The sequence below is a fragment of the Streptomyces sp. NPDC048718 genome, from assembly GCF_043198875.1.
GTDB lineage: Bacteria > Actinomycetota > Actinomycetes > Streptomycetales > Streptomycetaceae > Streptomyces.
In genome coordinates this window covers 83,769-101,104 of the sequence record NZ_JBICVG010000013.1, presented here as the reverse complement: position 1 = coordinate 101,104, position 17,336 = coordinate 83,769, and the positions used below count along the sequence as shown (strand labels likewise).

Sequence of the window (17,336 nt, the reverse complement as noted above, 5' to 3'; positions counted from 1 at the left end):
GCGCGTCAGGTCCGTTCGGCACCTGTCCGGCGCACGCCGGGCAGGTGCACCACGAGGAGCGTGAAGGCCGCCAGCGCGACATTGCGGGCGGCGGCGTCCAGTCCGTTCCAGTGGGACGACTGCCACATCGCGAACCACTCGCCGCCGATCGCGAGGAAGCCCATCCCGAAGAGCAGCAGCGTCATCACCAGCCCCACCGTGCTGACCGCGCGGGCGCGCTCGTACGTGTCGTGGCGCAGTCCCGTGATCCAGAGCCAGGTGGCGGCGAGGAGGACCACCCCGGCCAGTGTCTCCCAGACGATGACGGCGACGTAGGCGGCGTTCTGCAGGACGGGGGATTCGACCGCCCGCCACATCAGGTCGGGGTCCTTGAACGTGGTGTCCATGCTCAGGACGTGCTGGACGAACTGCTGGTTGGTCCCGAAGTCCGTGATGTTCCCGAAGGCGACCAGGGCCATGTACAGCGCGACGGTCGCCGTCAGCGCGGTCGCCGCGACGGACGGAGCGCCCAGCCGGAGGAGCCGGTCGCGCCGGGCGGTCGGGGCCGCTCCCGGGGAACGGGCGCCGGAGTCGGTGCCGGTCGGCCGGTGGGCTCGCGCCATGGGCATGTCCTCTCGTCGTCCCGCGGGCGTCGGGGCCGCGGGGTCGTACTGTCCCTCCCCACTTGAGCGGCGTTCCAGCCTCTCTGACGCCACGCCGATCAATCCGCGAGGTGGCTGCCGGTACCCCTGTGGTTCGTCCGACGACGGCTGGACACCGTGCGCGCGCTTCTCTCCGCCACGCCAGGCTTCACCACGGCCTCAAATGCCGACCTGCGAGACGCCGCTCACCAGTTGCTTGATCATGTCGAAGATGCCCTGGCCCAGCGGGGTCGGCGCGATCACGATGCCCAGCGCCAGGATGAAGAGCGCGGTGTTGCGTTCCTCAGCACGGCTTCTGGCCTGGGTCCTGCGGCGTAGCCGCATGACCACGATGATCGCGAGCACTACCCCCACGTTGATCGTCATCATGCGACAGCCACTCCCGCCCCCACCCTCGTGCTCTGCGCACTTTCCCGGCCTCTGCGAACAGCCGGGGACCAGTGCAGCCGACCGACCACCTGGACCGCAGCCGATCGGGGGACGTTGGCGAGAACCCCGCCGGACGCTGTCCGGTTACCTCCCGGACACCTGTTCTCGCAGATGAAGAGGGCCGGGGAACCAGCCGACGAGACCGGCCCCTCCGGTCCGCCCACAGCAGCGCGGATCGCCCGTGCCGACGCGCCGTCAGGTCGGCGGCTCACGGCCCCCGCATCGTGACGAAACCGGCGAGTTGACGTGATGAAGATCCTTTAAGCGACTCCCCCGTGACGGATTCCGTTTCAACGTCCATACGATGAGCCTACGTTCGCGTACGCAGGGAGTCCGGTTGGTCGCTCTGCGTTCCGCTTGGGTGAAAGGAAACGCGTATGCCTCAGGATGTGCTGTTCGACCTCCCCTTCCGTACACCGGTCAGTCCTCACCTGGAGTACGCCCGGGAGCGTCATCTGCGCTGGGTGTGGGACAGAGGACTGGTACGCAGCGAGGCCGGCTTCGCGGAGTACCAGTCCTGGGACCTCTCCGAGGCCGCGGCGCGTACCTACCCATACGCCTCGGCGGACGACCTGGTTCTGTTGATGAACTGGTTCTCCCTGGCCTTCCTCTTCGACGACCAGTTCGACGCCGGCCGGCCGGACCGGGCGGATCGGGTGGCGGAGGTGGCGCGCGAGCTGATCGCCACGCCGTTGCGTCCGGCGGGTACCGAGCCGCGGGTGGCCTGCCCCATCACCCTGGCCTGGGCCGAGGTCTGGGAGTCCTTGTCGAGCGGGATGTCCCTGACCTGGCAGACCCGGTTCGCCGCCTCGTGGGGGCGGTTCCTGGTGGCGCACTGCGAGGAGGTGGACCTCGCCGCCCGCGGGCTGGCCGGAACTCTCGGTCTGGACGCGTACACGGAGTTCCGGCGCCGAACCGTCGGCATCCATCACAGCATCGACGCGGGCGAGCGCAGCAGCCGCTTCGAGGTGCCGGCCGCGGCCATGGCGCATCCGGTCATGGAGCGGCTGCGGGACTTGGCCGCGGACACCATCGGCTTCATGAACGACATCCACTCCTTCGAGCGCGAGCGGCGTCGCGGGGACGGCCACAACCTCATAGCCGTCCTGCGCCGGGAGCGGGAATGCACGTGGGAGGAGGCCGCCGCCGAGGCGTACCGCATGACGTCGGACTGTCTTGAGGAGTACCTGGCTCTCGAGACCCATGTCCCGAAGATGTGCGACGAGTTGGGCCTCGACGTGGAGGAACGGGACCGGGTGGAGAAGGGTGTGGAGGCCATCCGGCACTGGATCAACGGCAATTACGAGTGGGCGCTGACCACCGGCCGGTACGCCGCCGACAAGACCGGCCCGGTGGCCACGGCCGAACTGGCCGGGCGGGGGGCCGTGGACGACCTGCTGACCATGTGACGCGAAGGCACCACCCCGGCGGCCGGGCCGTCGGGGTGGTGCCTTCACTCGGTCGCCGGTGTGGTGCCCTCAGACGGCGAATTCGACCGGCAGACTGTCCAGCCGTGATTCCCATGTGGACGCCGTGGAGGTGAGCTCCGACGGCGGCACGGCCAGGCGGAGCTTCGGCAGCCGGTGCAGCAGGATGTTGACCGAGGTCTCGATGATGGCCTGGCCGACGCCCTGCCCGGGGCATTCGTGCGGGCCCGCGCTGAAGGCCAGGTGCGAGGCGTTGCCCTGGACCGACACATCGGTGTCGGGGCGGATGGCCGGATCGTGGTTGCCGGCCGTGAGGCCCAGTACGAGCAGATCGCCCTCCTTGACCGGGCAGCCGCCGAGTTCCAGGTCGGCCGTGGCGAACCGGCCCGGCAGTACGGCGAGCGGCGGGGAGTCCCACATCACCTTCTCCACGACCGCGGAGAGGCTCAGCTGCCCGCTCACCAGGCCGGACAGCCAGGAGGTCTCGGTGAGAACGAGCTGGAGGACACGGGCCAGCAGATTGCTGGTCGTGGTGTGGGCGGTGATCAGGACCAGACGCAGATGGTTGACGATCTCCTCCTCGTCGAGACCGGAACCGTGCCCGATCAGGCTCGAAGCGAAGTCGGCCCCGGGCTCCGCGCGCTTGCGCGCGGCGAGTTCACCGAGGATGTCCATGATGCGTCCGTTGTGGGCGAGAGCGTCCGCGCCGCCCTTGATCACCTGCTTGCTGGACTCGGCGAGGGTGCGCCCTTCCCGCTCGGCGAGCCCGAAGACACGGGTGAGGACCAGCATCGGCAGATACTCGGCGAAGTCGGCCACCAGATCGGCCCGGCCCGTATCGATGAACGCGTCGATCTGCTTGTTCGCGAAATGTGTGATGTGACGGCGGATGCCGCGGCCGGCCATCGCGTGCAGGCTGTCGTTCACGGCCCCGCGCAGCCTGCGGTGCGGCTCGCCGTCCTGCGAGACACAGTCCGGACGCCAGCCCACCATCTGCATCAGCGGGGACGCCGCCTCGACCCGACCTTCCCGGAAGTCGCTCCAGATCCGTGAATCACGGCTGAACTGCAGCGGGTTGTCCAGCACCCGGCGGTTCTCCCGGTAGCCGAGAACCAGCCACGCGCGGACGTCGCCCTCCAGCAGCACGGGAGCGACGGAGCCGTACTTCTCGCGCAGTCGCCCGTAGATGCGCTGAGGATCGGTGGCCACCTCGGGACCGTAGAGCCGGAGAATATCCGTGCCTCCGGTGACGGGGCAGCCCGTTGCTTCGGGTCCGGTCAGGGTCTCGTCGGTCATCGTGGCTCCAGGGCTGCGGCCGAGTGGTCCTTCAAATACTGGACCAGAGTGACGAGCACGTCACGGCTGGCGGCCCGGTCGCGGGCGTCGAACGCGACGACCGGCGTGTCCGGGGGAACGTCCAAAGCGTCGCGTATCTCGTCGAACGGGTAGTCACGGGAGTCCGGGAAGACGTTGAGCGCGACCACGAAGGGGACCTTCTGCCGTTCCATCTCCTCGATGGCCCGGAAACTGGTGTCCAGTCTCCGGGTGTCCACCAGGACCACCGCGCCGAGGGCGCCCTTGAACAGCCCGTTCCACAGGAACCAGAACCGTTCCTGCCCCGGCGTGCCGAACAAATACAGCGTCAGCGAATCGTTGAGGGCGATCTTGCCGAAGTCCAGGCTGACGGTGGTGTGCGTCTTGTCGGTGACACCGATGAGGTTGTCGACGCCGGCGCTGGCCTGCGTCAGGGTCTCCTCGGTGGTCAGGGGCTCGATATCGCTGACCGAGCGGACCATCGTGGTCTTGCCCGTGCCGAAGCCCCCGGCGATCATCACCTTCACCGAACGGGCGTCATCGCCGGCCGGCCGCCGGGACGGGTCAAAGCCTTGCTCTGAGCCCACGGAGTACCTCCTCGAGGAGCTTGACGTCGTACCTGCCACCAGCGTCTGCCGGGATGGGGTCACGAGCTTCTATGCGGTCGTCCCCGAGTAGATCGGACAACAGCACCGCGACAATGTTGAAGGGCAGGCGGAGGTGGGCACTGACCTCGGCCACCGCCAGCGGGGCACGGCACAGCCGGAGGATCTCCTCGTGCTCGTGCTGCATTCCCGGGACGGGCGTGGCTCGCGAGACCACCAGCGTCGCCACGTCGAGAGTCGTGGCCGACCCGCCCGGTCCGCTACGCCCTCCGGTGAGGACGTAGTAACGCTCGAGGCCGGACGGATCGACCGGGCCGCGGGGAGCGCTCATTCAGAGGGCTCCTCCCGGCGAGGCGTGGTACCCAGAAGCTCGCCCATACGGCGGGCCAGGTCCTGCATCTGGTGGCCGAGCAGGCCCTGGTCGAGACCCTCGCGGGCGACGACCCCGAGATAGGTCTCCACACCGGCGCGGACCACGAAGAGATGACCGCCGTCGACCTCGATCATCGCCAGGCGGAGCTGCCCTCCGTGCTCGGGGAACTGCTTGGCGACCGGTGTGGCCAGCGACTGCAACCCGGCCACCACGGCGGCGAAGCGGTCCACGTCGTCCGGGTCGTCGGCGCCGTGGCCGGCGATGGCCGTTCCGTCACTCGACGCCACGACGGCGAAGCGGACCTCCTTGAAGCTGTCCACAAGGTCGTGCAGCGCCCAGCTCACATCGGATCCCTGGTACGTCATGGGGGCTAGTCGCTCTCTTCAGTGCGGTGCTCGGTGGACGGTCCACCGACGGTCGTTTCGTGGGCGGCCTCGGAGGTCCGGGACACCGGGGCAGGGGTAGGGGTGCGGGCCTCGCGGCCGGCTGCGGCGAACGCGGCGAGGCCGGCGAACGAGGCGTCCGGGGGAACCGCGTCGACAGCGGCCCGGTCGGCACGCTCGGACGACGTCGACGGGCCGTCCGACGCGTCGGCCCGGCGCCGGCGCCGGGGCAGACCGCCTGGCGTGGTGCCGGTGGCATCGCCGACGGCGGGGCGGGCGGCCGGTGCGTCCTCGGACGGGACACTCACGGGTGCCGCGGTCTCGGAAGCCGCGGGGGTGGGCGCGGCGGGGGTGGACGCGGCGGGGGCGCCGGAGTCGGTGGACGCGGGCGCGGCAGGGGCGGTGGGCGCGGTGGGGGCGCCGGAGTCGGTGGACGCGGGCGCGGCAGGGGCGGTGGGCGCGGTGGGCGCCGCGAGCGGGCTGAAGTACTTGTAGGGCACGACGAGTACGACGGAGGTACCGAGCCACGGCGAGTCCGCGAACGTCACGCGGATGCCGTAGCGGCGGGCGATCTTGCCGACCACACGCAGGCCGATGTTGGCGTCCTCGGAGATGCCGCCGAGACCCGCGCCGGGCGCGGAGCCGGCCAGAGCGTGCTCGACCTCTCGCTTCTTTTCCTCGCTGAGGCCCTTGCCGGAGTCCTGGATCTCGATGCCGACGCCGTTGGGGACTTCCTTGCCGGAGACGACCACCGGCTCGGTGGGCGGCGAGTACCGCGTGGCGTTGTCCAGCAGATGGGCGATGAGCAGCGTCAGGTGATCCACCAGCCGTCCGTCGACGCCCAGTTCGGGCAGCCGGCGCAGCTCCACGCGCTGGAATTCCTTGATCCGGCCGACGCCGCCGCGCACCACGCTCAGCAGGGGCTGCGGTTCCTGCCACTGGCGGCCCGGGCGGTCGGAGCCGGCGAGGACGCCGATGCTGGCGGCGAGGCCGTCGGCCGGGCCCAGGGCCTGGTCCAGTTCCATCAGGCCCCTCGCGACGGCCGGCAGCCGGCCGTGTTCCCCCTGCAGTTCGTGCAGACGGCCGCGCAGCAAGCTGGTCAGAACGTGGATACGGCTGCCGATGCTGATCACGGCCTGTTCAGCGGAGGCCGAACGGTCGATCTCCGCTTCGATGCCGGTCAAGGCGGACTTGAGGATCTTGTCCAGTCCGGCCTGCAAGCCGGCGTCGGCGACCGTACGCGGATCGCCGGGCGGCAGGATGTCGTCGATCGCCTCGCCGTCGCGCAGCCGCCGCATCGCGTCGGGCAGCTGCACGTCCCCGAGTTGGAGCACCGCGGCCAGTAGCTGGTCCGCCCGCTCCTGCAAGGCCTCGGTTTCCTCGGCCAGTCGGGCCTGGAACGCCGCGGACTGCTCCGCCAGCTGCGCCTCGTACCGGCGCGCCTGATCGGCCATTTTGGAAGAGGCATGGCGTTCCATGTCGGCGACATGCTTCTGCCACTGCTGCGAGGCCTGGGCCAACTCGGCGCGGTGGGTCTCCGCGGCCCGGCCCTCCTGGGCGCGGGTGCGCAGGAGGAGGCGCACGCATACGGCGCTCGCGGCTGTCGCCGCCAGACCCGCGACGGCCGTCGATATCCGGTCCGCGCTCATGAACGTGGCGGCGGCAGTCCCGCCGCCGAGGCCCAGTGGCAGCAGCCACCAGCCGCGCCAGGCAACGGGAGCCTGTGCGGTCGGAGGCGGAGTGGCGAGTTCCATCTGCATCCTTCGCATGTACGACGAACAGGGCGCGCTCACGGACACCGCACCGATGAGCACGCAGCACGAGATGGACGGTTACGATCCGTCAACTCGCGCGCACGGTGGGGAGCTTATCGGCTGCACACCCGAAAAGATGAATTCCGTGATCCAGCGGTAGTGAAGATTCCGCCACGCTACGCCGCCGTGATCAGGCGAGCAGCACCAGGGGTGCCCGCTCCGGCCGTGAGCCGGCCGGAGCGAGTGAGCGTGGGGCATGGTGGCGTTCGCGAAGGCAAGCCGGGTCCATGGCATCCGGGGCCGAGGGCATGCCCGATCGGCTTCTCGATCACCCGGCTTGCCGAACTCGGCTGTTCGACCTCATCACTGTCACCGGGGTCCGACTCTCGGAGTCCGAGAAATTGACGACCTGTCAGTCCGTTCGCGATGAGCGCGGCCATGGTCTGCCCCTTGCCGCACCACGGCGCGCCTCGGCCACCCACACCCGGCCGGCGATCCGAGCGCCGCACACCGGCGCGGCCACCCCTGCCGGATACGCCCCTCCCGCTCAGGCGGTCCGCGCGACCGCGGTGACCGTGTCGGCGAGCTGCTCGGCGTAGGCCGCGTCCAGCCCCTCGCGACCGAACAGCAGGCGATACCACATCGGCCCGTAGACAAGGTCAATGAGGAAGTCGTCGCCAGGGTGTGCCACTTCGCCGCGTTCGCGGGCGCGGGCGATCAGCGCGCGGACCACGTCGCGCCGGGGCAGGATCAGGCGCTCCCATACATGGCGGGCGAAGGCCTCGTCCTGAATGGATTCGGCGGCCAGCGCCCGGTTGAGGACGCCGCTGATGCCCTGCTGCGCCTCGAAGGTGGCGGTCAGCAGCTCGGCGAGGTCGCCGCGCAGCGTGCCGGTGTCCGGTACGGGCAACTTGCCGAGGGCGATGGCCGACAGGGCGTCCAGGATGGCCTCGCCCTTGCCTCGGTAGCGCCGGTAGACGGTCTGCTTGGAGACACCCGCTCTGGCCGCGATGCCTTCGATGCTCACCGCCCGGTAGCCGTCTTCCGCGACGAGGTCCGTGGTCGCACGCAGGATGGCGTCGTCCACGCCGGGGTCTCTGGGTCGTCCGCTCATGGACTTCACCTTACGGGATTGACATACGGACCGCACCGTAATGTAATTAATTACGAACCGCACCGCACCGTATTGAAAGTGAGAGAGTGATGTCCTCCCGCCGCACCGGACCGGCCCTGTGGGCACTGGCCCTGGGGTACTTATCCTTCGGCACCTCCTCGCTGGCCGTGGTCGGCCTCAGCGCCCCCATCAGCGAGGACCTGCACGTGACCCAGGCCCAAGTCGGCCTGCTCGTCACGGTGTTCGCCGCCGCCTTCGCCCTGACCGCCCCGCTCGCCCCGGTGGTGCTGCGGCGACTCGGCCGCAAGAGCGTCCTGCTCACCGGGCTCGCGATCATGGCCGCCGGCGGCCTCGGGGCCGCGCTCGCCCCGAACTACGGCGTACTGTGCGCGGCGCGCGTTCTCACCGCTCTGGGCGGCGCCGCCTTCGGCCCCTCCGCCTCGGTCGCCGGATCGATGCTGGTGAGCGAGGAACGCCGGGCGCGAGCGCTGGCCACGGTATTCGCCGGGATGACCGCGGCGACGGTGCTCGGGGTGCCACTGAGCACCAGCCTGGGCAACATCCTCGGCTGGCGCTGGGCCACCGTAGGCATCTCCGCCCTCGCCCTGCTCTCGCTCGCGCTGATCGCCGCCCTGGTGCCGACGCTGGAGCGCGGCGAGGCGACCACCCTGCGCGCCTTCGGCCCGGTGGCCCGCACCCCCGGGGTGCTGCCCGCCATCTCCACCACGCTCATGTTCATGGCCGCGCAGTTCACCGTCTACGGTGTCGCCGGCGCCTATCTCGCCGCCCGCTTCCACGCCACCGCCGGCCAAGTCGCCCTGGCCCTGATGGTGTTCGGCATCGCCGGAGTCGCCGGGAACGCCGCCGCCGGACGGGTCTTCGAACGCCTGGGCGGCCCCGCCACCATCACCGTGGCGCTCGCCGGATTCGGCACCGCGTTCGCCGCACTGCTGCTCCTGCCGGCCAATTTCCCGGCGGCTCTCGCCGCGCTGGCCTGGTGGGCGGCGTTCAGTCAACTCTTTCAGGCACCTCAGCAGGCCCGGCTCCTCTCCCTGGTGCCCACCCAGAGCGGCCTGGGCCTCGCCTTGAACGCCTCCGCTCTCTACCTCGGCATGAGCCTGGGCAGCCTGCTCGGCTCCACCCTGCTCCCGGCCCTGGGCACCGCCTGGCTGCCCGCCGCCGGCTTCTTCCCGCTCGCCGCGGCCGCCGTCGCCCACCGGGCCTCCGGCCGCCGGCGCCCCGGCACCACCGCGTCGGCCACGCCGGCCGCCGCCACGGCCGGCCGGGCCTGATGCCCCGCACCTCTCTCCCCATGACACCGAACCGACCGACCCACTTGGAGCACACCATCATGACCAGCCAGAACACCGCCCTCGTCACCGACTTCATGAACACCGTCTGGAACCAGGGCGCAACCGACCTGGCCGACAAGTACGTCGCCGAGGACCTCATCCAGCACAACCCCAACCTGCCCGACGGCCGCACCGCGCTGACCACGCTGATCGCCACCCTGCGCGGCCGGCTGCCCCAGATGCACTTCGCCATCGAGCGCACCGCCGCCGACGGCGACCTCGTCTTCGTCCACAGCCTCTTCACCCCGGCCCCCGGCCAGAACGGGCAGGCGGTCGTCGACATCTACCGCATCCAGGACGGCCTGATCGCCGAGCACTGGGACGTCCACCAGGACATCCCCGCCACCACCGCCAGCGGCCACCCCGTCGTCTGACACCCCGCCACCACACCGAGGCTGCCACCATGACCACCACCCGCCATGAACCCGCGTCGACGCACGGCAAGACCGTCCTGATCACCGGTGCCACCGACGGCCTCGGCCGGGCCCTGGCCCACGAACTCGCCGCCCAGGGCGCCACCCTCATCCTCCACGGCCGCAACCCCGCCAAGGGTGAGCGCCTGATCCACGATCTACGCGAGAAAACCGGCAATACCCGGCTCGCCTACGAGAACGCCGACTTCTCCTCACTGGCGGACATACGCGCCCTCGCCGACCGCGTCGCCACCCGGGACCGGCTCGACGTCCTGGTCAACAACGCCGGCCTCGGCGTCGAACTCGCCCGCCGGACCAGCCACGACGGAATCGAACTGACCTTACAGGTCGACTACTTGGCCACCTACGTCCTCAGCTCCAAGCTCACCCCGCTCCTCACCCGCACCGCGGGCGCCCGCGTCGTCAACGTGAGCTCCGCGGGGCAAGCCCCCCTCGACTTCGGCGATCCGCTCCTCGAGCGCTCCTGGGACGGTGTCCAGGCATACTGCCAGGCCAAACTGGCCCAGATCATGCTCACCCTCGACCACGCCGAACTTCTGCGCGGCCACGGCGTCACCGTCAACGCCCTCCACCCGGCGTCCTACATGCCCACCAAGATCGTCACGCACCTCTTCACCGTGCAGAGCACCCTGGAAGAAGGCACCACGAACACCCTCCGCCTGATCACCGACCCCACCCTCGCCGGCACCACCGGCACCTACTTCAACCGCGCCACGCCCGACCGCGCCCACCCCCAGGCGTACGACCCCGCCGCCCGCGCCCGGCTCCTCGAACTCAGCGAACGCCACACCGGCGTCGCCTGGCCGCGGATCTCCTGACAACCGACGCCGGACATGGCACGTGAGGGCGCTCGCCGGTCGGGGCCACGTCGCACCACAAAGAATCGTCATACGTGTGTCCTGCCGGAGGCCCGATCCGGTCATTTCTCCGGCAACCCGCTCCGCGCGCTCCCTGTCCGTTGCCACCATGACGTCATGGAGGACTTCGAGTTCGAGTGCTGGAACTGCTGGGAGACCAATGTGATCGCCGGGCGGCCCAAAGGGTTCTGGACGACGACCCATTACGAGCTTCCCGGCGAATGGAACTGCTGGAGCTGCGACGCCTCGAACAGCACTCCGGACGACTGACATCCCGTACCGGATCGGCCCGGCCCGGCCCGGCGCAGGACCCGGCCGATACCGCGATCGCGCCGCCATTCGGCCGTCGGCGCGGTCCGCGCGGTTTACCGTCCGGCATGATCCCCTTACAGTCCGGTGTCATGACGGAGACGAGTAGCGCCGCAGCCGGCGGATCCTCAGCGAACGCTCCCGGAACGGGGACGGCCGGCGGGCGGCTCGCGGGGAAGGCCTGTGTGATCACCGGCGCGGCCCATGGGATCGGTCGCGCCGTAGCCGAACTCTTCGCCCGTGAGGGTGCGATGGTGGTGGCCGCGGATCTCGACGAGGACGGTCTGCGGCGGCTGGCGGAACGGCTGCCGCAGGCGGTCACCACGGTGGTCGGCGACGTCTCACGGGACGAGGACGCCCGCCGGATGATCTCCGCCGCCGTCGAGCGGCACGGCCGGCTGGACGTCCTGGTGGCCAACGCGGGGGTCATCCCGCTGTCGGAGATCACCGATGCCGGTGCCGAAGACTGGGACCACGTGATGGCGATCGACGGCCGGGGCATGTTCCTCACCTGCAAGTACGCGATCGAGGCCATGGCCCCGGCGGACGACGGCAGCGGGGGTGGGGGTGGCGCCATCGTCTGTGTCTCGTCCATCTCGGGCGTCGCCGGGCAGCGTGGACAGGCGGTCTACGGACCCGCCAAGTTCGTCGCCTCCGGCCTCACCAAGCACCTCGCCGTGGAATGGGCCGACCGCGGCATCCGCGTCAACGCCGTCGCCCCCGGCACCATCACCACCGAACGCGTCGCCCGTCTGCGCGACGAGCCCGGCGGAGCCGAGTACCTCGCGGACATCGAACAGCTCCACCCCATGCGCCGGCTCGGAGCCCCGCGGGAGGTGGCCGCCGCCGTCCTCTTCCTCGCCTCCGACGAGGCTTCCTTCATCACCGGCGCCGTCCTGCCCGTCGACGGCGGCTACCTCGCGCAGTGACCAGCCGGCCGCCGGCCCCGCCCCGCGGCCCCACGGCCGGCCGGGCGGGTGGCGGGCGGGTGGCCTCAGGCGAGGCCCGCGGCGATGGCCCGGCGGACGGCGTCGGCGCGGTCCTTGATATCCGCCTTGGCGAACAGGTTGTTGATGTGCGTCTTGACCGTGGCCTCGCTGATGAACAGCTTCTCGGCGATCGCCCGGTTCGGCAGACCCTGGCCGATCAACGTGAGCACCTCGCGTTCGCGGGGCGTGATGTCGCCGGGCAGCGGCCGCGCGGGCTCCGGGGGCTTCGTACGGAGCGTGGCGAGCAGCCGGTCCCGTACCTCGCGGTCGAGGACGGACTGTCCCGCGGCGGCGGCGCGGATCGCCCGGGCGATGTCCTGGCGCCCCGCGTTCTTGGTGAGGTAGCCCCGCGCCCCGGCGCTCAGCGCGGCCAGGATCGAGTCGTCGTCGGCGAAGGTGGTCAGCACGACCACGGCCACCTCCGGGTGCTCCTCCGTCAGCCGCCGGGTCGCCTCGGTGCCGTCCATCACGGGCATGCGCAGATCCATCAGGACCACGTCCACGGGCCCCGCCGCCACCGCCGCGAGCACCTCGGTCCCGTCGGCCGCCGCCGCGACGACCTCGAAGTCCCCGGACAGGCCGAGGACGGCGGCCAGCGGCTCGCGCACCGCCGCCTGGTCGTCGGCCACGACCACCTTCAACCGCCGTACGTCCTTCGTGGGTTCACTCATCCCGGGATCACCGTTTCCACCTGCCATCCGCCCGCCTCCGGTCCTTCGGTGACCGGGCCCGCGGTGATCGTCCCTTCCAGCAGGGCGACCCGTTCGCGTATGCCGATCAGCCCCATCCCGCTGCCGGTACCGGTTCCCGTGTTGACGGTACGGGTCGCCGGCCCGTTGCGGATGCGCAGTGCCGTCGACGCGGCCCCGAACGCCAGTTCCACCCGCACCTCGGCGCCAGGCGCGTGCCGGGCCGCGTTGGTCAGCGACTCCTGGGCGATCCGCAGCAGGCCCTGGGTCACCCGGGACGGGACCTCACGGACGGTCCCGGTGACGGTGAGCGCGTCGCGGTGCCCGGAGGTGTCCAGCATCGCGGTGAGGGACTCGACCAGCGGCAGCGCGTCCTCGCGCAGCGCGTGCACGGTCCACTGGGCCTGCTTCAGGCTCTCCTTGACCATGCTGTGCGCCTTCCGGTTCGCTTCGCGGACCCGCTCCAGGTCGCCGGTGTCGATCAGCGCGTCCGCCAGCTCCAGCTGCATGTTGATGCCCGCCAGGGAATGGGCGAGGACGTCGTGGACGTCGCGGGCGATCCGGCTCCGCTCGGTCAGGACGGCGGTCCTCGCCTCGGCCCGCGCCGCCCGCTCCGCCGACTCGGCGGCCGAGAGGGCGGCGGCGAAGGCTTTCTCGCGGCTGCGGTTGAGGATGCCGATGAGGACGGGGCCGCCGGTGGTCAGGCCCAGCGTCCACGGCAGCAGGTTGTGGCCGGGGCCGAGGCGGAAGTACAGGACGCCGCCGCACAGCAGACCGCACAGGGCCGCCAGGGTGAGCGACTTCCGGGGTTCGAGGCGGACGCCGATGTGGCCGACGAGGAAGTACGCGAAGAGGTAGCTGGAGCCGGTGCTGCTGACGCCGATCAGGGCGGCCGCCGCCACGATGCCCAGGGTCAGCCAGACCGGGACCAGGCGCGGCGGGATCCAGTCCTCCGGTAGATGCCGGGCCGCCAGCGCGGCGGAGTTGACCAGGAGCAAGACGGCCACGGCCAGCCCCCGGCCGCTCGGGCCCAGCGGCCGGACCGTCCAGAACGCCGCGACGATGACGAAGACGGTAAGGGCCCGCTGGAGCCAGGGATTCTGACCGGGAACAAGCCGGAGGCCGGCTCCCTGGTGCGGAGCCGGCCCTTGTTCCGGGACGCTCTGGGCTTCGGGCACGGCGCGACCATAGCCCACGGTCAGGCCGTACGGTCGAGAGCGGACGCGGAGCGCGTCGCCGTGGCGGGGTGCTGCTGATGGGCGACCATCCGGCTGCGGACGAAGATCGTCGCGAGCCGGGTGACGACCTCCGTGAGCGCCATCAGAACGAAGGCCGCAACCCACGCCTGGCTGCTGGTGATGTGGTTCGTGGCGCTGAACCGGGCGACGTCGGCGGCGCCTCCGCCGTTCTGGACCCAGACTTGGAAGCCCATGCGGGCGCTCATGCCGACGATCCACAGAAGCGCGGAGACCACGCCCGCCTTGATCAGCAGGTGCTCACCGGCGACCCGGATGCGGGTGTAGACGCCACCTGCGACGCCGAGCACGGCGCCCACGGCCATCAGCGTGCCGATCAGCACGAGGTCGTTGCCCGCCATGGGGATGGCGCCCAGGTAGCTGTAGGCCACGAAGGCCACGATCCCGAGCGGGATCAGGAAGGTCTTCAGGTCGAGCCGTCCTTCCCGCAGCTGCCGGAAGACGACGAGGACGAGGATGATGTCGGTGATCCATTCGGTGGTTGTCATGTCTTCAGCCTGCCGATCCGGCGCCTCTCGCACCTGGACCCAGGGGTGGAACAGCGGGTGGAGATGGAATGCCCTCGCTGCGGGGGAAGGCGAAGGTACCCGCCGCGGGCACCGGACGGGTGTTCACACAGCGTGACGATCTCAGGCGGGAAGGCGGTCAGGCCGTCAGCCGCCGGACCACGGCCCCGGCGGCCCGGGTGATCGCCTCGCGCGCCTCGTCGGCGCGCTCCGGGTCCAGCGTCTCGAAGCCGTGCCGGGCGCCCGGTACGTCCACCGGTTCGACCTCCGCCCGGGCCGTCGCGGCGGCCGTGACGAACTCCTCGACCGTCGCGGCGAACACCGCGTGCTCCCGGCCCACCCGGGTCAGCACGACCGGCGGAGTCGCCGCCCCGGCCGCCGTGACCGCCGCCACCGGCCGGAACCGCGTGTCCACCGCCCGCCACGACGGGGGCGGCGCCAGCACCGGGTAGGTCAGGGCCACGCAGCGCAGCCACGGACGCTGCTCGGCGCTCAGCCAGTCCGCCGCCAGCAGCCCGCCGCCCGAGAAGAACCACAACGCGATCCGATCACCGTCCACCCGGGGATCCGCGCGCAGCGCGTCCACCGCCTCGGCCACGTCCCGCGCCGCCCGCGGGTAGTCGGTCAGGTCGTACAGGCGGTGGTCCACGCTCGCGCCGACCAGTCCCAAAGAGGCCGCGTACCGGCCGTAGCCAAGGAGGACCGGCATCCGTCCGGGCCTCGGCCGCTGGTCCGGCGACACCGGACCGCCGTGCACGAACAGCACGGCCGGACGCGGCCCTTCGGCCCGCGGCAGGTGCAGGTCGAGCCGCCCCTGGCGCTCGTGCGGACATGCCGGTGCGTCGACCGGGAAGTTCACGGGGTGCGCGGGGCCGTGGGCATCCGCGCCATGGGGTGCGCCCGGACCGGCCTCGGGCAGGTCGAGCCGCCGTCCTTCACCGGCCGCCGCGCGGAGCAGAATTCCGGCGAGCGGGCCGGGCGCGGAGAGCATCGGCCAGTGGCCGGTGCCGAGTTCGAAGAACCGCACGTGCGGGCCGGTCAACACCCGTAGCCGTGCCGGGCCGTTCGCCACCATCGCCTCCACCATGCCGATCCCCGAGCCGTTCGCGGTACACAGCACACCGGTCGTCGGCCGGTCGAAGGGGCTGCCGGTCAGGCGCAGCGGCTGGGTCAGGGTCCGTACGGGCTGGGGCCCGGCCAGCCGGTCGAGCCGGTCCAGATCGTCCTCGGACAGTCCCGCCGTACTGCCCCAGTCCCGCCACCGCTCTCCACGCGGCGGCGGCACGAGCCCTGTCGACCCGGCCCGCGCGAGGAGTCCCGGCCCGTCCGGCAGGGCGGCGAGCGCCGTGTCCCCGTCGCCCGGCATCCCCGCGTCCAGGTACACCACCCGGGCGATCCGCTCCGGCCGCCGGTCGGCGGCCCCGAGCACCGGATGGATCCCGTAGTCGTGCCCGACCAGGACCACGTCCGCCCCTGTCGGCACCCGGTCCACCACCCGCAGCACATCGTCGATGTGGGTCTCCAGATCGACGTCCGCCGCCCGCGTACGGTCGCCCTCGCCGCCCATCGCGGCCGGCGTCACCGCGTACGCCTGCGCTCCGGCCGCCCGCAACCGCGCCACGACTTCCGCCCAGATCCATCCTCCGGTGAAGGGGCCGGACACCAGCACAAAAGCAGTCATCTCGCTCGCTCTCCTCGCCTGCCGCACGATGCCGCCCGATCGCATGGGCATCGAATGAGCCATGTCGCCGCGTGGCGGCGGCCCTCGGCACGGTAGGAACTCCCCTCGGGGGAGATACAAGTACGGGGGCAAGGGCGGGCGAGATACCCGCAGGGGGCGAGGGCGGTACGGCAACGCGAGCGCCCGTGAGCCGGCGGCAGTCGCTCGTCGGGACCACGGCGTCGGCACGGGTAGCGTGGCGGGCATGGGCGCCGACGACGAGACATGGAGCATCGGGGAACTCGCCGAACGGGCGGGCGTCACGGTGAAGACCGTGCGCTTCTACTCCGACCGTGGGCTGTTGCCGGAGTCCGGTCGCAGCACGGGCGGTCATCGCCGTTACGGGGCAGGGGCGTTGGAGCGACTGCGGGCGATCCGGGCGCTGCGCGGACTGGACCTTCCGGTCGTGGCCGTCGGCCGGGTGCTCGACGAACAGGGCTCCCTGGAGGACCTGGTGGCGGGGAAGTTGCGCGAGGTGCGCGACGGGATCGCCGAACTGCGCTGGCGCGAGGCGTCGTTGCGGCTGCTCCAGGGCTGCCCCGCGCGCGAACGGGCCGAACGGCTGCGGCTGCTGGGTGCCGTGACCTTGCCGCCCGACACGACGGCGCTCGCCCGGTTCTGGCGTCGTACTCTGCCCGTCCGATTCCCGGCCAAGCTCGCCGCGGCGGTCGTCGAGGCGGCCGTGCCGCAGCTTCCCGAGCACCCGGCCCCGGAGCAGGTCCTCGCCTACGCCCGGCTTCGGGAGCTCGTCGCCACGGCCCCGGCACCCGCCGTCCACCTGGCGCGTCTTCCGCATCGGCCGACAGTCCTGTACGAGGGCCTGGCCGAGGCCTACGAGCTGGGGGCGGCGGAGATCACGCGCGGACTGCCGCCGGCTCCGGGAGCGGCGCTCGACGGTTTCGTCGCCGCCTACGCCGCGGCGCTCGGTGCCCGGGACAGCCGGGCCTTCCGGCGCCGCCTCGCCGGACTGATGGTGGAGGGCGCCGACCCGTCGATCGGGCGGTACTGGCGGCTCGCCGGTGAACTGGCCGGTGAGCAGAGCGGTCCCACGGCCGGAGCCGTCCACGGCTGGCTGTGCACCGCCCTGAAATCCGGCCTCGGCCGGGACGCCATCCCGCCCGCCGCTCCTGGGTGGGCGCGGTGAACTCCCGCGCGCCCCACGCTCGGAAGCGGGGCCCTAGGGG

General features: G+C 71.4%; 20 protein-coding genes. 8 read left to right on the top strand and 12 right to left on the bottom strand.

Features of this window, described 5'->3' with window-relative positions:
• Positions 1 to 5 precede the first annotated feature (5 nt).
• A complete protein-coding gene (locus ACGFRB_RS24060; RefSeq protein ID WP_363010611.1) occupies positions 6 to 602 on the bottom strand; it encodes a DUF2165 domain-containing protein in 597 nt (198 codons plus the stop codon).
• Positions 603 to 800: 198 nt separating this feature from the next.
• Complete coding sequence (locus tag ACGFRB_RS24055; RefSeq protein ID WP_393245800.1) at positions 801 to 1,010, bottom strand: hypothetical protein; 210 nt, start codon at positions 1,008 to 1,010, stop codon at positions 801 to 803.
• 437 nt (positions 1,011 to 1,447) lie between these two features.
• On the opposite strand from ACGFRB_RS24055, the gene ACGFRB_RS24050 reads away from it, so the two are divergent.
• Positions 1,448 to 2,479: a 7-epi-alpha-eudesmol synthase gene (locus ACGFRB_RS24050; RefSeq protein WP_393245798.1), complete on the top strand. Its 1,032-nt coding sequence runs from the start codon at positions 1,448 to 1,450 to the stop codon at positions 2,477 to 2,479.
• Between the two features lie 69 nt (positions 2,480 to 2,548).
• On the opposite strand, the gene ACGFRB_RS24045 is transcribed toward ACGFRB_RS24050, so the two are convergent.
• From ACGFRB_RS24045 to ACGFRB_RS24025, 5 genes are read right to left on the bottom strand one after another with little or no spacing between them, the layout of a single operon-like run.
• Positions 2,549 to 3,793, bottom strand: a complete 1,245-nt coding sequence (locus tag ACGFRB_RS24045; RefSeq protein WP_363010605.1) for a cytochrome P450 — start codon at positions 3,791 to 3,793, stop codon at positions 2,549 to 2,551.
• The gene (locus ACGFRB_RS24040) at positions 3,790 to 4,329 is read right to left on the bottom strand and encodes an ATP/GTP-binding protein (RefSeq protein ID WP_393245990.1); all 540 of its coding nucleotides are present in this window, start codon (positions 4,327 to 4,329) and stop codon (positions 3,790 to 3,792) included. The genes ACGFRB_RS24045 and ACGFRB_RS24040 overlap by 4 nt, the downstream gene beginning before the upstream one ends.
• 46 nt (positions 4,330 to 4,375) lie before the next feature.
• The gene (locus tag ACGFRB_RS24035; protein ID WP_363010602.1) at positions 4,376 to 4,747 is read right to left on the bottom strand and encodes a DUF742 domain-containing protein; all 372 of its coding nucleotides are present in this window, start codon (positions 4,745 to 4,747) and stop codon (positions 4,376 to 4,378) included.
• Positions 4,744 to 5,154 carry a roadblock/LC7 domain-containing protein gene (locus tag ACGFRB_RS24030; protein WP_359885165.1) on the bottom strand — a complete coding sequence of 137 codons (411 nt, stop codon included), beginning with the start codon at positions 5,152 to 5,154 and terminating at the stop codon, positions 4,744 to 4,746. Before ACGFRB_RS24030 ends, ACGFRB_RS24035 begins: the two co-directional genes overlap by 4 nt.
• A 5-nt stretch (positions 5,155 to 5,159) precedes the next feature.
• Complete coding sequence (locus ACGFRB_RS24025) at positions 5,160 to 6,926, bottom strand: ATP-binding protein (RefSeq protein WP_393245795.1); 1,767 nt, start codon at positions 6,924 to 6,926, stop codon at positions 5,160 to 5,162.
• Between the two features lie 13 nt (positions 6,927 to 6,939).
• Here ACGFRB_RS24025 and ACGFRB_RS24020 point away from each other — a divergent pair, with 13 nt between their 5' ends.
• Positions 6,940 to 7,086 carry a hypothetical protein gene (locus ACGFRB_RS24020; protein WP_363010598.1) on the top strand — a complete coding sequence of 49 codons (147 nt, stop codon included), beginning with the start codon at positions 6,940 to 6,942 and terminating at the stop codon, positions 7,084 to 7,086.
• Positions 7,087 to 7,473: 387 nt separating this feature from the next.
• Here ACGFRB_RS24020 and ACGFRB_RS24015 read toward each other — a convergent pair whose 3' ends face one another.
• On the bottom strand, positions 7,474 to 8,040 hold the full coding sequence (locus ACGFRB_RS24015) for a TetR/AcrR family transcriptional regulator (protein WP_393245793.1): 567 nt from the start codon (positions 8,038 to 8,040) through the stop codon (positions 7,474 to 7,476).
• An 89-nt stretch (positions 8,041 to 8,129) separates the two neighbouring features.
• Here ACGFRB_RS24015 and ACGFRB_RS24010 point away from each other — a divergent pair, with 89 nt between their 5' ends.
• The 5 genes from ACGFRB_RS24010 to ACGFRB_RS23990 all read left to right on the top strand — a co-directional run bounded on the left by ACGFRB_RS24010 (position 8,130) and on the right by ACGFRB_RS23990 (position 11,921).
• Positions 8,130 to 9,332, top strand: coding sequence for an MFS transporter (locus ACGFRB_RS24010; RefSeq protein WP_393245791.1), 1,203 nt, complete (start codon positions 8,130 to 8,132; stop codon positions 9,330 to 9,332).
• Between the two features lie 59 nt (positions 9,333 to 9,391).
• The gene (locus ACGFRB_RS24005) at positions 9,392 to 9,766 is read left to right on the top strand and encodes an ester cyclase (protein ID WP_393245789.1); all 375 of its coding nucleotides are present in this window, start codon (positions 9,392 to 9,394) and stop codon (positions 9,764 to 9,766) included.
• Between the two features lie 29 nt (positions 9,767 to 9,795).
• On the top strand, positions 9,796 to 10,644 hold the full coding sequence (locus ACGFRB_RS24000) for an SDR family NAD(P)-dependent oxidoreductase (protein WP_393245787.1): 849 nt from the start codon (positions 9,796 to 9,798) through the stop codon (positions 10,642 to 10,644).
• 156 nt (positions 10,645 to 10,800) lie between these two features.
• Positions 10,801 to 10,953 (top strand): hypothetical protein, encoded by a 153-nt coding sequence (locus tag ACGFRB_RS23995; protein ID WP_393245785.1) that lies wholly within the window; start codon positions 10,801 to 10,803, stop codon positions 10,951 to 10,953.
• Between the two features lie 131 nt (positions 10,954 to 11,084).
• Positions 11,085 to 11,921 carry an SDR family NAD(P)-dependent oxidoreductase gene (locus tag ACGFRB_RS23990; RefSeq protein ID WP_393245783.1) on the top strand — a complete coding sequence of 279 codons (837 nt, stop codon included), beginning with the start codon at positions 11,085 to 11,087 and terminating at the stop codon, positions 11,919 to 11,921.
• A gap of 65 nt (positions 11,922 to 11,986) precedes the next feature.
• Here the strand turns inward: ACGFRB_RS23990 and ACGFRB_RS23985 are convergent, their stop codons facing one another.
• The 4 genes from ACGFRB_RS23985 to ACGFRB_RS23970 form a co-directional block, all read right to left on the bottom strand.
• Positions 11,987 to 12,652, bottom strand: a complete 666-nt coding sequence (locus tag ACGFRB_RS23985; protein WP_393245781.1) for a response regulator — start codon at positions 12,650 to 12,652, stop codon at positions 11,987 to 11,989.
• A complete protein-coding gene (locus ACGFRB_RS23980; RefSeq protein ID WP_393245779.1) occupies positions 12,649 to 13,848 on the bottom strand; it encodes a sensor histidine kinase in 1,200 nt (399 codons plus the stop codon). The genes ACGFRB_RS23985 and ACGFRB_RS23980 overlap by 4 nt, the downstream gene beginning before the upstream one ends.
• 20 nt (positions 13,849 to 13,868) lie before the next feature.
• Positions 13,869 to 14,414 carry a hypothetical protein gene (locus ACGFRB_RS23975; protein WP_393245777.1) on the bottom strand — a complete coding sequence of 182 codons (546 nt, stop codon included), beginning with the start codon at positions 14,412 to 14,414 and terminating at the stop codon, positions 13,869 to 13,871.
• Between the two features lie 157 nt (positions 14,415 to 14,571).
• Positions 14,572 to 16,113 carry an alpha/beta hydrolase gene (locus ACGFRB_RS23970; protein ID WP_393245775.1) on the bottom strand — a complete coding sequence of 514 codons (1,542 nt, stop codon included), beginning with the start codon at positions 16,111 to 16,113 and terminating at the stop codon, positions 14,572 to 14,574.
• 244 nt (positions 16,114 to 16,357) lie between these two features.
• Between ACGFRB_RS23970 and ACGFRB_RS23965 the strand changes: the two genes are divergently transcribed.
• The gene (locus ACGFRB_RS23965; protein ID WP_393245773.1) at positions 16,358 to 17,296 is read left to right on the top strand and encodes a MerR family transcriptional regulator; all 939 of its coding nucleotides are present in this window, start codon (positions 16,358 to 16,360) and stop codon (positions 17,294 to 17,296) included.
• The last annotated feature ends 40 nt before the right edge of the window (positions 17,297 to 17,336 follow it).